General features: G+C 61.0%; 15 protein-coding genes. 3 read left to right on the forward strand and 12 right to left on the reverse strand.

What is annotated here, in order from left to right; all coding sequences use genetic code 11:
- Positions 1–12 precede the first annotated feature (12 nt).
- The 6 genes from B071_RS0113920 to B071_RS0113945 all read right to left on the reverse strand — a co-directional run bounded on the left by B071_RS0113920 (position 13) and on the right by B071_RS0113945 (position 5,582).
- Positions 13–1,461: an ethanolamine ammonia-lyase reactivating factor EutA gene (locus tag B071_RS0113920; RefSeq protein ID WP_245534085.1), complete on the reverse strand. Its 1,449-nt coding sequence runs from the start codon at positions 1,459–1,461 to the stop codon at positions 13–15.
- Positions 1,462–1,498: 37 nt separating this feature from the next.
- A complete protein-coding gene (eutM, locus tag B071_RS0113925) occupies positions 1,499–1,789 on the reverse strand; it encodes an ethanolamine utilization microcompartment protein EutM (RefSeq protein WP_018527682.1) in 291 nt (96 codons plus the stop codon).
- A gap of 86 nt (positions 1,790–1,875) precedes the next feature.
- Positions 1,876–2,166 (reverse strand): EutN/CcmL family microcompartment protein, encoded by a 291-nt coding sequence (locus B071_RS0113930; RefSeq protein ID WP_018527683.1) that lies wholly within the window; start codon positions 2,164–2,166, stop codon positions 1,876–1,878.
- A 343-nt stretch (positions 2,167–2,509) separates the two neighbouring features.
- On the reverse strand, positions 2,510–3,421 hold the full coding sequence (locus B071_RS0113935) for a glycine betaine ABC transporter substrate-binding protein (protein WP_018527684.1): 912 nt from the start codon (positions 3,419–3,421) through the stop codon (positions 2,510–2,512).
- Positions 3,422–3,538: 117 nt separating this feature from the next.
- Positions 3,539–4,375: an ABC transporter permease gene (locus B071_RS0113940; protein WP_018527685.1), complete on the reverse strand. Its 837-nt coding sequence runs from the start codon at positions 4,373–4,375 to the stop codon at positions 3,539–3,541.
- Entirely contained in the window at positions 4,368–5,582 is a 1,215-nt protein-coding gene (locus tag B071_RS0113945; RefSeq protein ID WP_438829736.1) for a quaternary amine ABC transporter ATP-binding protein, read from the reverse strand. Before B071_RS0113945 ends, B071_RS0113940 begins: the two co-directional genes overlap by 8 nt.
- 271 nt (positions 5,583–5,853) lie before the next feature.
- Here B071_RS0113945 and thrH point away from each other — a divergent pair, with 271 nt between their 5' ends.
- Together thrH and B071_RS0113955 are read left to right on the forward strand one after the other, a co-directional pair.
- On the forward strand, positions 5,854–6,447 hold the full coding sequence (gene thrH / locus B071_RS0113950) for a bifunctional phosphoserine phosphatase/homoserine phosphotransferase ThrH (RefSeq protein WP_018527687.1): 594 nt from the start codon (positions 5,854–5,856) through the stop codon (positions 6,445–6,447).
- Positions 6,448–6,524: 77 nt separating this feature from the next.
- Complete coding sequence (locus B071_RS0113955; protein ID WP_018527688.1) at positions 6,525–8,135, forward strand: response regulator; 1,611 nt, start codon at positions 6,525–6,527, stop codon at positions 8,133–8,135.
- A gap of 18 nt (positions 8,136–8,153) precedes the next feature.
- On the opposite strand, the gene B071_RS0113960 is transcribed toward B071_RS0113955, so the two are convergent.
- The 6 genes from B071_RS0113960 to B071_RS0113985 form a co-directional block, all read right to left on the reverse strand.
- Entirely contained in the window at positions 8,154–8,954 is an 801-nt protein-coding gene (locus B071_RS0113960) for a ParA family protein (RefSeq protein ID WP_018527689.1), read from the reverse strand.
- The gene (locus B071_RS0113965) at positions 8,951–10,984 is read right to left on the reverse strand and encodes a cyclic nucleotide-binding domain-containing protein (protein ID WP_018527690.1); all 2,034 of its coding nucleotides are present in this window, start codon (positions 10,982–10,984) and stop codon (positions 8,951–8,953) included. Before B071_RS0113965 ends, B071_RS0113960 begins: the two co-directional genes overlap by 4 nt.
- Before the next feature lie 58 nt (positions 10,985–11,042).
- Positions 11,043–11,927, reverse strand: coding sequence for a hypothetical protein (locus B071_RS17870; RefSeq protein WP_018527691.1), 885 nt, complete (start codon positions 11,925–11,927; stop codon positions 11,043–11,045).
- 46 nt (positions 11,928–11,973) lie between these two features.
- On the reverse strand, positions 11,974–13,725 hold the full coding sequence (gene pheT, locus B071_RS0113975) for a phenylalanine--tRNA ligase subunit beta (protein ID WP_018527692.1): 1,752 nt from the start codon (positions 13,723–13,725) through the stop codon (positions 11,974–11,976).
- A 25-nt stretch (positions 13,726–13,750) separates the two neighbouring features.
- Complete coding sequence (gene pheS, locus B071_RS0113980; protein ID WP_018527693.1) at positions 13,751–15,295, reverse strand: phenylalanine--tRNA ligase subunit alpha; 1,545 nt, start codon at positions 15,293–15,295, stop codon at positions 13,751–13,753.
- 42 nt (positions 15,296–15,337) lie between these two features.
- Positions 15,338–15,757 carry a hypothetical protein gene (locus B071_RS0113985; protein WP_157703261.1) on the reverse strand — a complete coding sequence of 140 codons (420 nt, stop codon included), beginning with the start codon at positions 15,755–15,757 and terminating at the stop codon, positions 15,338–15,340.
- Between the two features lie 92 nt (positions 15,758–15,849).
- On the opposite strand from B071_RS0113985, the gene B071_RS19925 reads away from it, so the two are divergent.
- The coding region (locus tag B071_RS19925) for a hypothetical protein (RefSeq protein WP_040588640.1) at positions 15,850–16,090 on the forward strand (241 nt) is incomplete at its 3' end.

The raw sequence follows: 16,090 nt of genomic DNA on the forward strand, positions 1-16,090 counted from the left end.
CGCCTCGCCTGATCATTGATAAAACACCAGTGTCTTGATCGAGAGTGGTACTACCCGCCCTTCCAGAACAGGCTCTCCGATATCGATAAAGTCTCCCTCACCCAAACCGACCTGATCGATGCTGATCACCGGGATATCACCCCGGACCGCCTTGATCGTTTGCCCCAGACTCTGGGCGAAATCCCGCTGCAGCACCAGCACCAGGGGAGCCCCCCCCGAAACAGCCTGATCGTAGAACTGCCCCAACCCCTCGGCCACCGCCGAAAGCCGCCGGTAGTTCATCTCCAGGGGCAGATCGAGAGCCAGGGCAAACCCCACCTCCCGGGTATGCTGATCCCAACGGCGAAGAGCACCCTCGGCGGCAGCGGCCAGGCGCCGGGGATCGTCCAGATCNGCCACCTCGAGCCGGGGATAGATCACGGCCAGGTTCCGCAGGGGAAGGATGTCCCGATCGGTCCAGATCGTACTNCCGCTGAGAGTTATCGTCTGGCTGGCCGCTCCCAGCACCGTNGCCCGCAGGGTCTCCCCCGGNGGGATCGCTTTCATGGCCCGGATCCTCGGGTTGAGACGAAGGGACCGGGCAAAAAGCGGCCCCACGTCACCGTGAANGGCCACATCGGCGATGGAGCTGATCTCCAGGGGATCGTAAAAGTAGCGGGCCACCCCTCCCGAGAGAAAGAGCACGGACGATTCCTCACCTCCCGTCAGGGGAGGGCTCAATTGAACAGCATCCCCCAGGTCCGGCAGGATCCCCTGCGCAAGATCAGCCACAAGATCGGCCATNCGGTCNCAGAACGTCTCAAGCGCCGGAAGCTCGGCATGATATCCCTCTTCCAGAGGAATATCGAAGGCCTTCACGATCGCCCTCCCCGGCCCGGCGATGCGCCGCACAATCCCCGAGGTCCCCTCCAGGATAACCTGACGCCCCCCCACGGCCATGGCAGAGGCGCTCACGTTTCGGCCCATCTTGAAAACCGCAGCGTTGGACGTCCCCCCCCCGATATCGATGTTTGTTACCTGGGTGTAGTGCTCCGAGGAGTAGGCCGCAGCCCCCGAACCGCGCCCGGCTATCTGGGCCTCCACATTGGGCCCCGCCACGGTGACAACAAAATCACCGGCGAAATCCGAGAGGGCATCGAGCATCACATCGGCGTTCCTGGTCCGGGCGATCTCCCCGGTGATGATCACAGCACCGGTTTCAACCATCTCCGGTGTCATGCCGGCCCGACGGTACTCCTCCTCCACGATCGCCACCAGGGCATCGGAGTCGATCTCCTCCGGTGAGACCAGAGGAGTAAAGGAGATATCGCTGGTATACAGNACCGACCGGGCGCTTACCTCTATTCGCGGNATCTGCCCGGGACGGGCAACGTTCTGGAGTTCCAGTTGCGAGAAGACAACCTGCGTTGTTGTGGTGCCNACGTCCACGCCGACACTGAGCATCGTACGGCTATCCCTCATGGACACTCCCGGACCCTCCCGTCATGATACGCCGCGATCAGGAAGTAATTTTCGGAAGAATCGACTCCACATCGCCGTGAGGCCGGGGAATCACATGAACGCTTACAAGCTCGCCGATCCGCTGCGCCGCTGCCGCTCCGGCGTCGGTTGCCGCCTTCACCGCACCNACATCGCCCCGGACCATGACGGTGACAAAACCACCACCGATGTACTCTTTCCCGATAAGCTGCACGTTGGCCGCCTTGACCATCGCATCGGCCGCTTCAATCGAACCTACCAGACCTTTGGTCTCCACCATACCCAATGCGATCATCTGAACTGATGCCATTCCTCTGCCTCCTCGTTCTGTTTTCTTTCCTGCTGTCCTGTATCGTCAGCCTCACCGGAAGTTCCCCGGCAAGAATGTGATGCCTGTTATTCTTTCCGGAAGGTCGCTCCTGACTCAACCTCCAGAGAATCGATTACACCGACAATCGCTGCATCCACCGGGGCCCCTGCAGTCTTGTCAGTCTCCCGAGCTGCACTCCCCAGGGCAACGATAACGAGCTCACCCGTTCCCGCCCCGACGGTATCGATCGCCACCATCTCGGGACCGGAGAGCGTTCCCGATGAATCGCACTGCCGGAGAATGAGCAGTTTCTGACTGACCAGCTTTGGCTCCTTTATGGTGGACACCACGCTGCCGATTATCCGTGCAATGATCATAGCGTTCCCTTTCTTTTCCGCCGGTCATGGTTGTGCAGTGCGGCGGCGCCCTGACGCACCGGACGGCCCTCCCGGTCGGGACGGGGAACGATGCTAAAGGCTTCCTCTAACGATAAGACCGAACCGTGAAATCCGCAAGAGCAAAACTGCGAAACAAATTAGCGTAACAACCTCATTCAGGCCGATCGAGCAGAAAATCTGCACAATCCCCTCCCGAAGGGGATGTNGAGAAAATTTTCTTGAATTCAGAACGTAATAGAGGGTAAATAGATGTAAGAGAGAATATTTCGTCAAAAAAAGGCTGCCCTGGCGGGCAGCCTTTCTCATTCCTGTTCCGGGAACGTCAGATCTGGAGCCCCTCGGGGAGCAGGCTGTTAATCAGGTCGGTGTTTTCGGCAACAACCTGGGCAGCGGCGTCTTCGGGGTTCATACCCTCGTCGGTCATGACCATCACAGGACTGATCAGATCATCCTCTACGGACATCCAGTCAAAGGTGGTGAGGAACTCGTACACCAGGGGGAGATCGTCTTTCAGACCGAGCCGACCGATCGCGTTGATCGTCTCTACGCCACCGTAGATCCCGGCGGGGTCTTCAAGAATCTTGAGATCGAACCGGGCAAACTTGATGTGGGGAGCCCAGCCGGTGACAACGATAGGCTCGTTGTTTCGGATCGCATCCTGGAGGGCGGACATCATGGTAGCGTCGCTTCCCTCGAGGAGATCGAAGACTCCCAGGCCGAGCACATCGTCGGCAATGGCGTCTTCCGTGGCCTGCATCATGCCAGCACCGGGATCAATACCCACGATCTGGTTGTTGTAGGCCCCGGCGTTTGCCACGAGCTCTTCCACGGTGTTCTCTTCCACGTAGGAGGGAACAACCAGTCCCAGCATGGCGTTGTCGTAGGTCACCCCCAGATCCTCCACCTGATCGGTGAACTGACCCTCGGGTCCGTAGAACATCTGGTGCGTCACGGGCAACCACGCCGCCACATGAAAATCGGAGTCACCCGTGGCAACGGACTGCCACATGGCCGCGTTCGCCACACTCCGGATCGTTACATCGTATCCGGCACGGTCGAGAATCTCGCCCACCACGTGGGTAATCGCGACCTCGCGATCCCATTCCACGTAGGCGATGTTAACACGTCCGCCAACGCCATCAACCGCTTCTTCCTTCGCTCCGCCAGCCATAGCGAAAGACGCAACCATTGCAATCATCAACACGCTCAGGAGCGCTTTTTTTGTAAACCTCATCAATATTCCTCCTTGAAAGGTTTGTATTNATCCCAGCCGGACCGGCCTTCCGGCCCGGCGCTATTATGGAGAGCCCCGGGGGGCTCACTATTCCCTCTTTTGTTTCTCCAGGCCCTTCTATTCCTGCTTCTTCGAGGCGATACTGGCGCTCATGCGATCCAGAATCATGGCGATGATCACCACAGCAACACCGGCCTCGAAGCCCTGGCCCGGCCGGAGCCGCTGAATCGCCCTCCAGACCTCGCTTCCGAGACCGCCGGCCCCGATCATGGCTGCGATAACCACCATGGAGAGGGCGAGCATGATCGTCTGGTTTACCCCGGCCATGATGGTGGGCAGGGCCAGGGGCATCTGCACCTTAAAGAGCTTCTGGTTCGTAGTAGTTCCAAAGGCATCGGATGCCTCGATCAGCTCCTTGTCGATCTGCCGTATTCCCAGAGCGGTCAACCGAATCGTGGGGGGGATCGAGAAAATTACCGTGGCAAAAACCGCCGAGGTCTGACCAAGCCCAAAGAAGGGGATAGCCGGGATCAGATAGACGAAGGCGGGCATGGTCTGCATGAAGTCCAGAATGGGCTTGATGATCGAATAAAAGGTGTCGTTCAGGGCAGCCAGTATTCCCAGAGGAAGCCCCAGCGCCACGGCGATCGCCGTGGCCACCACAACCAGCGCGATCGTGGCGAGCGTGGGCGACCAGAGTCCGATGTTCCAGATAAAGAGCAACCCCAAAGCGGTGAAGATCGCCAGTTTCCGCCCCGTGAGCTTCCAGGCCAGGGCCGCAAAGAGCCCCACCAGAATCAGGGGAGGGAACAGGGCNAGCAGGTTTTCCAGCGAGTTGATACCGGCCTGGACAACCGTGGAAAAGGCCCGGGTTGCCCAGGCAAAGGTAGAGGTCATCCAGTCCAGGGCAGCTTCAACACCTGCACCAAGGGGTATTCGGGGTATATTAGTCATTGTTGCCTCCTTGCTCGGCCAGCGCCGCCAGGATGGCACCCCGGACAATCACACCTTTCAGAATGTTCTTTTCGTCCACCACGGCCACGGGATTTTTGCCCCCTGCCATGGGGAAAATTTCCCTGAGTGGCGTGTCGGGGAGAACCGTGGGAATCTCCTCCCGGTCCACCACGTGATCGAGCCATTTCTCTTCTTTCTTGAGCGCCTCGGCAGCGCGCTCGGCGCTCACGTGGCCCACCAGCTCGTGGTTCTGCCGAACCACAAAGATACCTGATATGTTGGCATCCCTCATTTTATGGAGCGCCGTCCGGGGGCCGTCCTTCACAAAGGCCACGGGGCGCGCCTTTTTCATCACGTCCTGGGCGGTAAGAACCTTGGTGATATCCACGTTTTCCACAAACTTGGCGACGTACTCGTTCGCCGGGTTCGAGAGAATTTCCTCGGGAGTTCCGATCTGAACGACTTCACCGTCCTTCATAAGCACGATCCNGTCCCCCATCTTCAGGGCCTCATCGAGATCGTGGGTGATAAAGAGGATCGTCTTCTTTACTTCGCTCTCCAGCGCCAGAAGCTCGTCCTGCATGTCCGTACGGATCAGGGGGTCCAGCGCGCTGAAGGCTTCGTCCATGAGAAGGACATCGGGCTCCACCGCCAGGGCCCGGGCAAGGCCAACACGCTGTTTCATGCCGCCGCTGAGTTTGTCGGGGTAGTAGGATTCCCACCCCTCCAGGCCCACCGAAGCNAGGGCAGCCCTGGCCTTCTCGGCGCGAACCTGGGGAGGCACGCCCTGAATGTCCAGACCGAACTCCACATTCTGCTGAACCGTACGGTGAGGCAGCAGCGCAAAGCTCTGGAAGACCATACCGAACTTCTTGCGCCGCAGCTCCCGGAGCTCGTCGGCATCCATGATCGTCACGTCCTGGTCGTCCACATAGATCTTGCCGAAGGACGGCTCGTGAATGCGGTTCACACACCGCAGGAGGGTAGACTTTCCGCTTCCCGAAAGCCCCATGACAACCAGAGTCTCTCCCTCGTAGATGTCGAAAGAGGCGTCGGCCACACCCACGGCGCAACCGGTTTTTTTCAGGATCTCGTCCTTGCTCTTTCCCTTGAGGAGCATCTGGCGGGCTCGCTCCTGCTGTCTTCCGAAGATCTTGTACAGACCCTCAATTCGTATTTTTACTCGTCTATTTTCTTCCATAACCATCCTGTTTTTCTCGCTGATGATTATGATACTAATATTTGCTGTGCGATGTAAACCGATTCTATCAGATAATTACCAGCCAAAATCAAAGATTAATTGCATTAATTTACAATAAAATCCTATTAATGCTATTTTTATCGCAACAGTTCCCCAAAAGTCCGCCGAAACCGGAATGAAATCATTCCAGGACGAACCATTACTGGTCTTACCTTTTGCTCCGGTACTACGAACCCGGGAATTGTGGCGCGCCCCCCCTCTGTGCTATAGAGGGGCCATGCGAGTTATCTGCCTTGATCTTGAAGGGGTGCTGGTTCCCGAGATTTGGCTCAACGTTGCCAGGGAAGCAGGCGTGGAGGAGCTGAATATCACAACCCGGGACATCCCGGACTATCACGAACTGATGAAAACCCGCCTGGGTATTCTGGATCGTCACCGGATCGGTCTGCCCGAGATTACCCGGGTAATCGCTTCCATGGAACCGCTCCCGGGGGCAGCGGACTTCCTGGATTCCCTGCGGGAAGAGACCCAGGTGATCATCCTTTCTGATACTTTTGAGGAGTTCGCCTCGCCCCTGATGCGCCAGCTCAAGTGGCCAACCCTTTTCTGCAACAGTCTGGAGGTTACCTCGGGGGGGCGCATCACGGGATACAGGCTGCGCCAGGAGGACGGAAAACGCCAGGCCGTACAAGCCTTTGCTTCCATGAACCTTGAAGTAGTGGCAGCGGGAGACTCCTGGAACGATCTGCACATGATTCTCGAAGCTGACCGGGGAGCCTTCTTCTGCCCTCCCGCTTCGATGCAGAGCGCTCATCCCTCGGTGCCGGTCTGTAACGACTACACCTCCCTGAGGGATTTTCTGCTTCAGTAACTGCCCGGGGGGCGCATCTGCCCCGGGGAGGCTCCCGGTCTGGCAGATTGGCTCCGATCGTACTATAATCACCGGAGATGAAGAGCCAACCCCCCTCCAGTGACCATCTCTCCCGAGAGCCCTCGTCCTTCCCTGATCTGCCGGGGGAGGAGCTCTTTTTCCGGCTCCCCCTGGCGGCGCTGGTGCTGGACCCGGCGGGCCTGATTGTCCAGGCCAACCTGGCCGGGGCAAGCCTTCTGGGGAGTAGCGACCAGAGCCTGGCGGGTACTCCCCTCGCCCGATTTCTTCCCGGGGAATATCATCGCCCCCTCGGGAACCACCTGGATGCGGTTTTTGAGCAGGGAACACCCCAGTCGCTTGAACTCCCCCTGCACCCCCTTCGGGGCACCCACTGCCTGGCGCGCCTCGAAAGCCGGGTGATCCCGGCGGAACAGCCCCTCTGCCTCGTGGTGCTCCAGAACATCACGGGGAGGAAAACCCTGGAAGACGATCTCATCATGGCCAGAGAGCGCGCTGTCGAAGCCAACGACGCCAAAAGCGCCTTCCTGGCGAACATGAGTCACGAGATCAGGACACCCCTGGGAGGGATCATCGCCACGGCGGAACTGCTGCTTCAGACAGAGCTCGCACCGGAGCAACAGGAGTACGCCGACACGCTCCACTCCTCGGCCCGGTCGCTCCTGGCGGTGGTGGAAGATCTGCTGGACCTCTCCAGGGTCGAGGCAAATACGCTCCTCCTGCAGGACGCCCCCTTCCACCTGCCCCGCCTGGTCTCGGCTGTGGAACACCTCTTCCGGCCCGTGACAACCCGCAAAAATATCTCCTTCACGGTGACTCTGGCTGAATCGATCCCGCCCTTCCTTCGGGGTGACCAGAAGAGGCTTCGCCACATTCTGGTGAATCTGGTGAGCAACGCCATCACCTGCACCCGGGCCGGGGCGATCACCCTGCGCGTCACCGAGGAACCTCTGGCCGATTATCTCCGGGAGATCATCTTTGAGGTGACCGATGAGACCAGAGAGGTCGGCAGGTCCGAGGCGCGCCTTCTGCGACAGGCTCTGAACGAGGCCGGGCGGGAGACGCTCCGCTTTGACCCCCAGGTCCAGGGGCTGGCCATCGCCCGGAAGCTGGCAAAGCTCATGGGAGGACAACTCTACTTCGACTCACCCGGCACGGGAGGGGTGCGGTTCTTTTTTACCCTTCCCCTGGAAGTTGCCCGACAGGACGAAGCCCCCGCCGGAAAGGAGCCCTATCGGGAAGCCTGCCACGAGGCCGGCCCCGACCCGGATCCCGATCATCCCCGGGATGATCCCTGGAGAGTCCTGGTTGCCGAGGATAACTCCACGAACACCCTGGTCCTGCGGACCATTCTGGAAAAGGCGGGGTTTTCCGTCCGGACCGTTCGGGATGGCCTGGAAGCGCTGGAGGCACTGGAGGAGGAGTCCTTCGATCTGGTCCTCATGGATATTTCCATGCCCCGCATGGACGGCATCACCGCCACGGGAGAGATCCGCGCGCGCCAGCCCGGTTTTCACCGGGATATTCCCGTTATTGCTATTACGGCCCACTCCCAGGAGGGAGACCGGGAACGCTTTATCGCGGCGGGGATGAGCGATTACATCAGCAAACCCTTCCTCCAGGGAACGGTCCTGGAGGTTGTCCGGCGAAATCTGCGTCGCCCGACGTAGAGCAACGCCGGAACAGGGCTACGCGGGGTCCCGAGGCTGATCACCGGGAGCACGATCCCGGATCTGCAGGGCCACCCGGTAGTAGTCGATCGCTCCGGAACTGCGCAGGCTGTGCTGGAAGATGGTCTGCCCTGCTCCGGGCGCTTCGGCCAGCTCCCTGTTCAGGTGCACGGGTTTCAGCACCAGATCCCGACCCAGCCGATCACGGAGGTCCTCCAGGAGGGATCCTCCCCCCATCACCGAGGGGTCAACAAAGGTGGGGATGATCCCCCGCACCTCAAGGTCGGGGTTATAGTGCTTCTGAACCTGCTCGGCAAGCTCGATGATCTCTATCATGCCTTCCATGGCCAGAAACTGGGCCTGCATGGGGATGTACGCCTCCCGCCCTGCCACCAGGGCACCCAGCGTCAGCAACTGCGTTGTGGGGGGGGTATCAAAGATGGTGAAATCGAAGGAATCCATGGCCGGACTCAGGCGATCCCGCATCCAGAACCGGGCCTCCCGGAGGTTGGAGTGGCGTCGCTCGAAATCGGCAAGACGCCGGGAAGAGGGGATAACGGCCAGGCGGGGAATGTAGGTGGGCCGGAGGGCCTCCTCAAAGGAGGTGCGACCCTCCACGAGGGTGCTCAGATCGGCCTTGAGTCCGGCCTGGGCGATTCCCAGAGACATGGTGGCGTGGGCCTGGGGGTCCGTATCCACCACCAGCACCCGATGCCCCATGTGAGCCAGGGCTGCGGCGATGTTCACACTGGTGGTGGTCTTTCCGCAGCCACCCTTGCGGTTCGTGAAAACCAGCCGCCGCGGAACCGAAGCTGTCATGGGGAACCTCCCTCGAGAATACTGTTCAGAATCGCCCTGGTGATGGCGTAGAGGGGGGGGACTCCCTCGTGGGGTGCCAGGGGTGCCGTGAGCCCGCCGTGGGCCCGCAGGGGCACATCGGAGACATAGTAGAGAAAGGAGCACCTCACATCGCGGGGGATAACCCCCAGCTCGCGGGACTCCAGGATTTCCCGAAAATAATGGGTTCCTTCCATTTCCATCCCCACCACATCCCAGATTTCCCGGTAGAAGGAGAGCATCTGCCGGTTCTGGAGCAGGGTTCCCTCCACGGTCAGCATGGGGCCGCTGTGAACGGAAAAAGCCTGGGCCAGCAGGGCTCCAAGCTCCTTCTGCTTCGCCGGTAGCGGCTGAAACTGATCGGTCTGCTGCTCGATAAAGGCCGACGGGCAGAGGATATCTCCCCGTTCCCCCGTAAGTGCCCCGGCCTTCCCCAGAAAACTGATACTCCGGACGTTCGTCCCGAAGAGGGTGAGCAGATTTCTGATCACGTACTCCGCCTGGTGTCCGAAGGCATAATCGATGTTCACCACCAGATCACGGCACCCCTTCGGGACGGGGAGGAGGTCCTCATCACAGGATTCCCCCCGGAGGCGCTCCAGGTCGATCACCTGAACCTGGATTCCTGTACTGGCCGTCTGGTCCAGCCAGTGCTGCCCCCCCTGGAAGGCCCGCTGCCGCGCCACCTCCGCTTCCCGGGGAAAGCGGGCAAAGTAATCCCGCGCCAGGGCGTAGACCTGGTCCGCCCGATGGCTCCAGGAGCCTTGCGTTGCGGCGTGTTGTTCCTGCTCCCCCCACTGAAGGATAGCGCTTTGGTGCTCGGGAAACCAGGGATTCAGGCAATTTGTTACGGAGTGGGTATTGCTACTCACGATGTGAACGCCCCGTTCGGGCGGAAGGTCTGTCGGATCGCAGCCGATAAGCTCCCCCGCTACCCGGGCGACCTGGCTGATCCAGTACTCCCCGCGGCGCATGTTGTAGTTCCGCCGCTGCCGCCGCACGTCGATGCCGATCATCTCCCGGTGCCGGAGAATCTCGTAGAGCCGTTCTGCCGTACCCTCGGGCCATATCTTCTTGAGCCCCGCCATCTCGCGGGTGCTGAAGGGCATGGTCCTGAGAATTTCCTCCTCCGGGGAAGGCTCCCGGGAAGAGAGAAACCGCTGGAGCCGGGGCGCGGCCTGATCACGGGCCAGGCGCTCGCGGATTTTCTGCGCCTCCACGGCGTAAAGACAGAGGCAGCTCACCAGGTCGATCAGGTCGGAACGACCGTTGCGGAGAAGCACCATGTTTTTGCCGGGCATCATCTCCCAGACGTCGCGCCGGCGTGCCGCCGTAGTGATAACCGGAAAGAGCCGCTCCGGTTCATCGAAGGCGTGGGGAAACTCGTCAACCAGAAGAAAGGCCAGCGTTCGCGTCACGTTACCGGGAAGGCGCCGCAGGGCGTACTGAAAGGCCTCCGTGTCCAGACGATGATGGTCGGTCACGCCGGGGTGGATCGCCGGGTGCAGCGAGCGGTAGAGCGGAAGGAGTCCCTCGATGTTGATGTAGCCCTCGTCGGCCTCCTTGAGGAGCCGGGCGGTGAAGCGGTCAAACCCCGAGAAGATGCCCTGATTATCCCGCAGGATCGTTCCAAATCCCTGGGAACAGGCGGGAGACTCCCGCAGAAGCTGCCGGAACCGCTCCCCGGAAATCCAGACGAGCAGAGCCTCACCCCGGGCACGGGCGCCAAAGAGCCGGGGTTCGCGAAAAATCGCCTCCCACTCCCCAAAATAGTGAAAGGCCTTCACCACCGTAACGAGCTGGTCGTCGCCCCGCCGGGGATCGACGATCTCGACCTCGCCCCGGGCGATCAGAAAGACCCGGTCGTCCTCNTCGCCCCGCAGGAAGATAGCCTCACCCTCGGTGGCCTGGTGCACGCGGAAATCCCGAGCCAGCCCATCCCTCTGGTGGCCCCGCAGGAAGCGGAAGGGATGTACCCTCAAAAGAAGATCCTGAACTGTTTGATCCTTCACCGCTCCATGGTACCACGTCGACCTGCCCCGGTGAAAGAGAAATCCCCGGGGCGATCCCCTAGCGCAGGTAGCCGGGAACCAGCACCTGGGCGTGAAGGCGATCCAGGAGCCGGCGGGCGTCGTCGTAGGAGAAGCCCTCGCTCAGATCAAAAAGGTGATGATCTGTGGGGAGCCCCCTCCCGAAGTTGAAGGTGCACACGGGATGTTCCAGGAGTCCCTGCAGTTCCGCGATCGAGACCCCCCGGTCAAGAAGGAAGCGGGCAAAGGAGGAGTCCTCCAGCGTTGCGGGAGAGCCGTCGCTGGTCAGGAGGTAATCCCGGGTATCGGCCAGTTGTTCGAAGGGGCTCCGCGAGATATGGACCGTTCGGGCGATGGGCGAGGTTTTCCGCAGAACGCCCCGCTCGATCAGGGCCTGCTTCATCTGGTGGGCGATCCCGAAGAAATGAGAATAGCCCAGACGCGTCCGAAAGGCCATGACGGCGATATCCGTGGAGGCGTTGTTTTTGTGGAGCAGGGCGGGCATATCGTAGTTCACGATGTAATGGTCACCGTGGCGCTTGATCACCTGGCCGGCGATGTGGACAACGGCGCTGTTCTTTACCCAGAGCGAGAAGAGCCGTTCCGGTGACCAGCGGTACCGCCGGAGCACTGCAAAGGCACCGAGCACCCGGTCTTCGGGGAATTCTTCACCGTAGAAATCCCTGAACTGCCGCCGCATATCGGGGGTAAAAAAACGCCCCCCGTGAACGGCAAAGAAGAGGCGGAGCGAGTAATGGCGCTCCACGATGGCGTTGTTCACGATGTAACTGCCGGGAAAGTTGGCCAGGTAGATGAACTTCAGGGCCTGGCGGTATTCCCGGCAGCGCTGGATTACCGAGAGGATGGTACTCTCCACGAGCACACCGTTTGATTCGGGCCGGAGGTACAGGAAGATATCCAGCACCTCCGGATCCGGGTCCGGCCCCGGGTAGGGTAAAAGAAGATGCGGTCTAGACAGAGCCTCCGTTTTTACCGCCATGATCCAGCAACCCCTCCAGGTTGATCTCCCCCGCTGTGCAGGGCATCTGGATTCCCCAGGCGTCGAGCACCCGGGGATGAAGTTCCCCAAAAACACCCACGGCCCGATCCGTCCCCTGCAACAGGATCTCCGCTGCCCGGCCCGGAATAAACCGGGAGTCACGACACTCCCGCAGGGAATAGCCGTGGCCCATGTAATAGAGTATAGCCGAGACGCGGGAATTTACCAGGTTGAAGCCCGCACCCCGGTCAGCTGTGAGAAAACCCAGGTTCGTCAGTGTCCGCGTTCCCGTGGGATCCGGTTCGTACTGCTCCGCTACCTTGCCCACCTCGAACACGTTATGGGGGTAGACCGCGTTGGCGCTCACGCTCTCAGCCTGGAGCAGCGAGGCGATCACCGAGGGACGCACAAAGGCGTAGTTCTCGCTCATGGGGTTGTCGACCTGGACCGTTCGGGCGTAGGCCTGATCCCATTCGTCGCGGGGGTAGAGTTTCTCGATGTAATCCTTCCCCGAACCCAGGTAGTTGAAGACCATCTCCTGGAATCCCAGCCCCACGAGCAGCGTCTTGAGCCGTCGGCTGTACTCTTCCAGGGGCGTCAGGCGACCCATGGTAAAGTCCCGGGGCATCTGGGGTGCGAAATAATCCATGCCGCAGCCGATCATCACATCCTCCACCACATCGACGGGGTGAAGGAAGTCGTTCCGGTAGGGGGGTACGCGGATTTCGACGGTTCCATCGGCGGCCGCAGCCTCGATACCCATGCGCTCCAGCGCCCGAAGGATCTCATCGTCCTGAAAGTCGACCCCCAGGAGGGCGGTGATCTGGGCGATCCCGGCGCGCTGGGGAGCCTGGAAGTAATAGGGAACGGTGAAGGAGCGTCCCCAGGGGGTCTCCCAGGGGTATTCTACCTCCACGGGCTCCACGGTGTAGCCCAGGTCAGCGGCGTCGCAGGCCACGATCGACGCTGCGTGAAGGAGCGAGTCCAGATCGGTTCCGGTGAGTTCCACAAAGAGGCTGCTGTCGCCCTCCTGAACCGCTCCCAGATGGGCGCTGTTGATGACGGGAGGAAAACTCAGGATCTCGCCCGTGTCATCTTCCAGAAGCGGGAAAAGGGGGAGATCTTCCACGATGTGGGCGTACTCCTGCCCCTTGGGGTGGTCCCGGAGAATCTCCCGAAGAGAGAGTTCCTGTTCCATCTGGAGCGGCACAAAACGGGTCTCCCCGGGATCAGCTCCCCGATAGTGCACGGGATAGGTGATCAGGTCGGAGCGGTAGAGCCCCATGGCGATGGATTTTCGCTTGCGCCCGTAGTTCCAGGTGAGTTTTTCCTGGGTCTGAATCAGATCTTTCAGAACAGCCTCGTTCACGGGGGCTCCGGTCATGACGAAGCCCACAACCCAGGGGCGAATCTCCCGGACCGAGGGATCCACCACTATTTTCCGGCCGGCGCTCTCTTTCGTCGTTGTGGCATCGGAGAAGAAGGGGTAGGAAGGGTGTTCCCCGCCCTGGTATATCCGCAGCTGCCGCGCGAGCCCTGCCGTGGACCAGAGATCGGGCCGATTGGTGTCGTTCAGTTCGACCTTCATGATTCCCGTCTCGTCGGCGGCTTCGTCCAGCTCGGCCTTGGCGCAGGGGAAGATATTCTCCAGCTGCTCGTCTGTGAGGGGCCCCGACCCGATCAGCTCGATCAGGGCATCCCGGTATACTTCGATTTTCGGCATAACTTGTGTCCCTCTGGCTCCCGGCTCAACCCTGGCGGCGGCGAAGCCGAACGTTTTCGATATCGGAGCTGAAGAGCTCCCGCAGATCATTCAGACCCAGGTGCATCAAGGCCATCCGGTCTATTCCCAGGCCCCAGGCGAGAACCGGCACCTCGACCCCCATGGGTTTTGTAACCTCGGGACGAAAGATTCCGGCGCCCCCCAGTTCGAACCACCCCAGACGGGGGTGCTTGATATGGACCTCCACGGAGGGCTCGGTGAAGGGGAAATAGCCCGGCACGTAGCGGACCTCGGTGGCTCCGGCCAGCTCCTCGGCGAACATTTTCAGAAGCCCCAGAAGATTCCGCAGGTTTACATCTTCACCCAGGACAATTCCCTCGGTCTGGTAAAAGTCCGAGAGGTGCGTTGCGTCCACCTGGTCGTAGCGGAAGCATCGGAGGATTCCAAAGTATTTCCCCGGTATCTCGGCGTCGCGCAGGGATTTGGCCGACATCACCGTTCCCTGGCTGCGAAGAATCAGGCGACGGGTGAAGTCCCGGTCGAAGTGATAGCCCCAGCCGCGACTTCCCGTGTCTCCACCTTTTTCATGAATCTCGGCAACCCGCGAGAGGTAGGGTTCCTCGATCTCCCGGGCGTGACGGGGAGTCTTGACGTAATATACGTCGTGAATGTCCCGGGCGCTGTGGAACTGGGGCATGAAGAGGGCGTCGGAGTTCCAGAACTCGGTCTCCACCACGGGGCCGTCGAACTCGCTGAACCCCAGGGAGACGAGTTTGTCCTTCACCGAATCCAGGTATTCCGCATAGGGGTTTCGCCGTCCGGGCAGGAGTCTGCTGGTGGGAGCATCCACCCCGTATTCCCGGAAGGTCTTGCCCTGCCAGGAACCATCGCGGAGCATCTCCGGCGTGACCTGGCCGATCTCCTCTCCCGTGATACCCCGCTCCCGAAGCGCCGTGCGAACCCCCGTTCCGGTTTCGGAGAGCTCGTACGACACCGACTCACGTTCGATAATCTTGAACATGGCCGTGGCGGCTCCCCGCTTGCGGGCGTGCCGGGCGATCTCTTTCTGTTCATCGGCCGACAGCTGACTGTGCTCCAGCGGCGCCTGAGCCGCACGATCCAGAAGCTGCCGGATTGCCCGGTCCGGCTCTGCTGCGGGGTCCTCCAGGCGGACCCGTTTTTCCCCGTCCATGGCAAGAATCCCCGCTTTGGACAACTGTCCGTAGGACGAACCGGCATCGCGGTTCTCTACTCCTGCGGCGGCAGCCAGGTCGGGCAGCGTTAGGGGGCCCTGTTCGGCCAGGACCCGCACCATTCGCTCCACGGGGGTGCCTTTTTCGGCGTATTCGGTCCCAAGATCGGTCCGCTCGTAGAAGATATCGGTCCGGCGCTGGCTTTCGCGGAGAAAACCCTTGGCCTCGAGCCAACTCAGAGCCTGATTACACTGTCCGAGGACCAGACCGAGATCCACCTGCATGCGAGGGGCGTCAAAAGTAGCGCCGTCCTCGTAGAAAAGAAGGGTCTTCACCTCCAGGGGGTGAAGATTCTTGAGCGTTGCATCGGAAACCATGGGTGGCATTATAGACAGAAGCGGGAGATCGTGCGAGGGGTCTCAGCGATTCTCCCGTATCTGCCGCAGTCGTTCACTCATGGCCTGGGCCCGCTTGCCCAGTTCTTCCCCGATGCTGGTGTCGGGAAGGGCGCTGCTCAGACGGGCGATGTGCTCGAAGGTGCCGGGCAGGTCCTCCTGGGGCGGGGTGTCTCCCGACCGGGCCTCCCGGGGAGGATCACGGCGGAAGCGCTCGAGCCGCTCCCGCAGAGTGGGGCGCCCGTTTAACCGGGAGGCCACGCCGATCAGCTTGAGTCGTTCGTCGCTCCGGCGAAACTCCTGGTCCCGGTCCGGGGGCAGATCCTGGGTCAGGTCGATGAGGTAGCGAAAGAGCCGGGCCGATTTTGCCAGGGGGTCCTCATCGGAGCCATCGTCGGGGCGGGGCTCTTCGGGTCCAAGCTGGTCCCTCAGTTTTTTGATCATATCCTGGAGCCGTTTTCGCAAGGAGGGGTCGGGCCGGGAGAGGGGGTCTCCCTCATTTTGCTCCTGCGGCACGGGACGGGGCTCGGGCCGGGATGGCTGTTGCGGTGGCGATTGTGGTGGTGCTGCAGGCTCGGGGGGCTTCTCTTCGGGCCGGGGAGGCTGCTGTGGTGGCGATTGCGGTGGTAGTGCAGGCTCGGGGGGCCCTTCTTGGGGAGGGTCTGGCTGTGGCCGGGAAGGCTCCTCGGGAACTACCTGATCGGCCGCGGGCTCCGGCGGGGCCTCTTCTTCGGGAGGAAGGGGGGCCGTCTCCGGTTCGGGAGGTTCTTCTGCGGG

The sequence above is a fragment of the Alkalispirochaeta alkalica DSM 8900 genome, from assembly GCF_000373545.1.
Lineage (GTDB): Bacteria > Spirochaetota > Spirochaetia > DSM-27196 > Alkalispirochaetaceae > Alkalispirochaeta > Alkalispirochaeta alkalica.

Bases quoted from the DNA above. Each gene is read 5' to 3' on its own strand.
- B071_RS0113930 (WP_018527683.1), bottom strand. From the start codon at position 2,166: ATGATCATTGCACGGATAATCGGCAGCGTGGTGTCCACCATAAAGGAG.
- B071_RS0113935 (WP_018527684.1), bottom strand. From the start codon at position 3,421: ATGAGGTTTACAAAAAAAGCGCTCCTGAGCGTGTTGATGATTGCAATG.
- thrH (WP_018527687.1), top strand. From the start codon at position 5,854: ATGCGAGTTATCTGCCTTGATCTTGAAGGGGTGCTGGTTCCCGAGATT.
- B071_RS0113955 (WP_018527688.1), top strand. From the start codon at position 6,525: ATGAAGAGCCAACCCCCCTCCAGTGACCATCTCTCCCGAGAGCCCTCG.
- B071_RS0113960 (WP_018527689.1), bottom strand. From the start codon at position 8,954: ATGACAGCTTCGGTTCCGCGGCGGCTGGTTTTCACGAACCGCAAGGGT.
- pheT (WP_018527692.1), bottom strand. From the start codon at position 13,725: ATGCCGAAAATCGAAGTATACCGGGATGCCCTGATCGAGCTGATCGGG.
- pheS (WP_018527693.1), bottom strand. From the start codon at position 15,295: ATGGTTTCCGATGCAACGCTCAAGAATCTTCACCCCCTGGAGGTGAAG.
- B071_RS0113985 (WP_157703261.1), bottom strand. From the start codon at position 15,757: ATGATCAAAAAACTGAGGGACCAGCTTGGACCCGAAGAGCCCCGCCCC.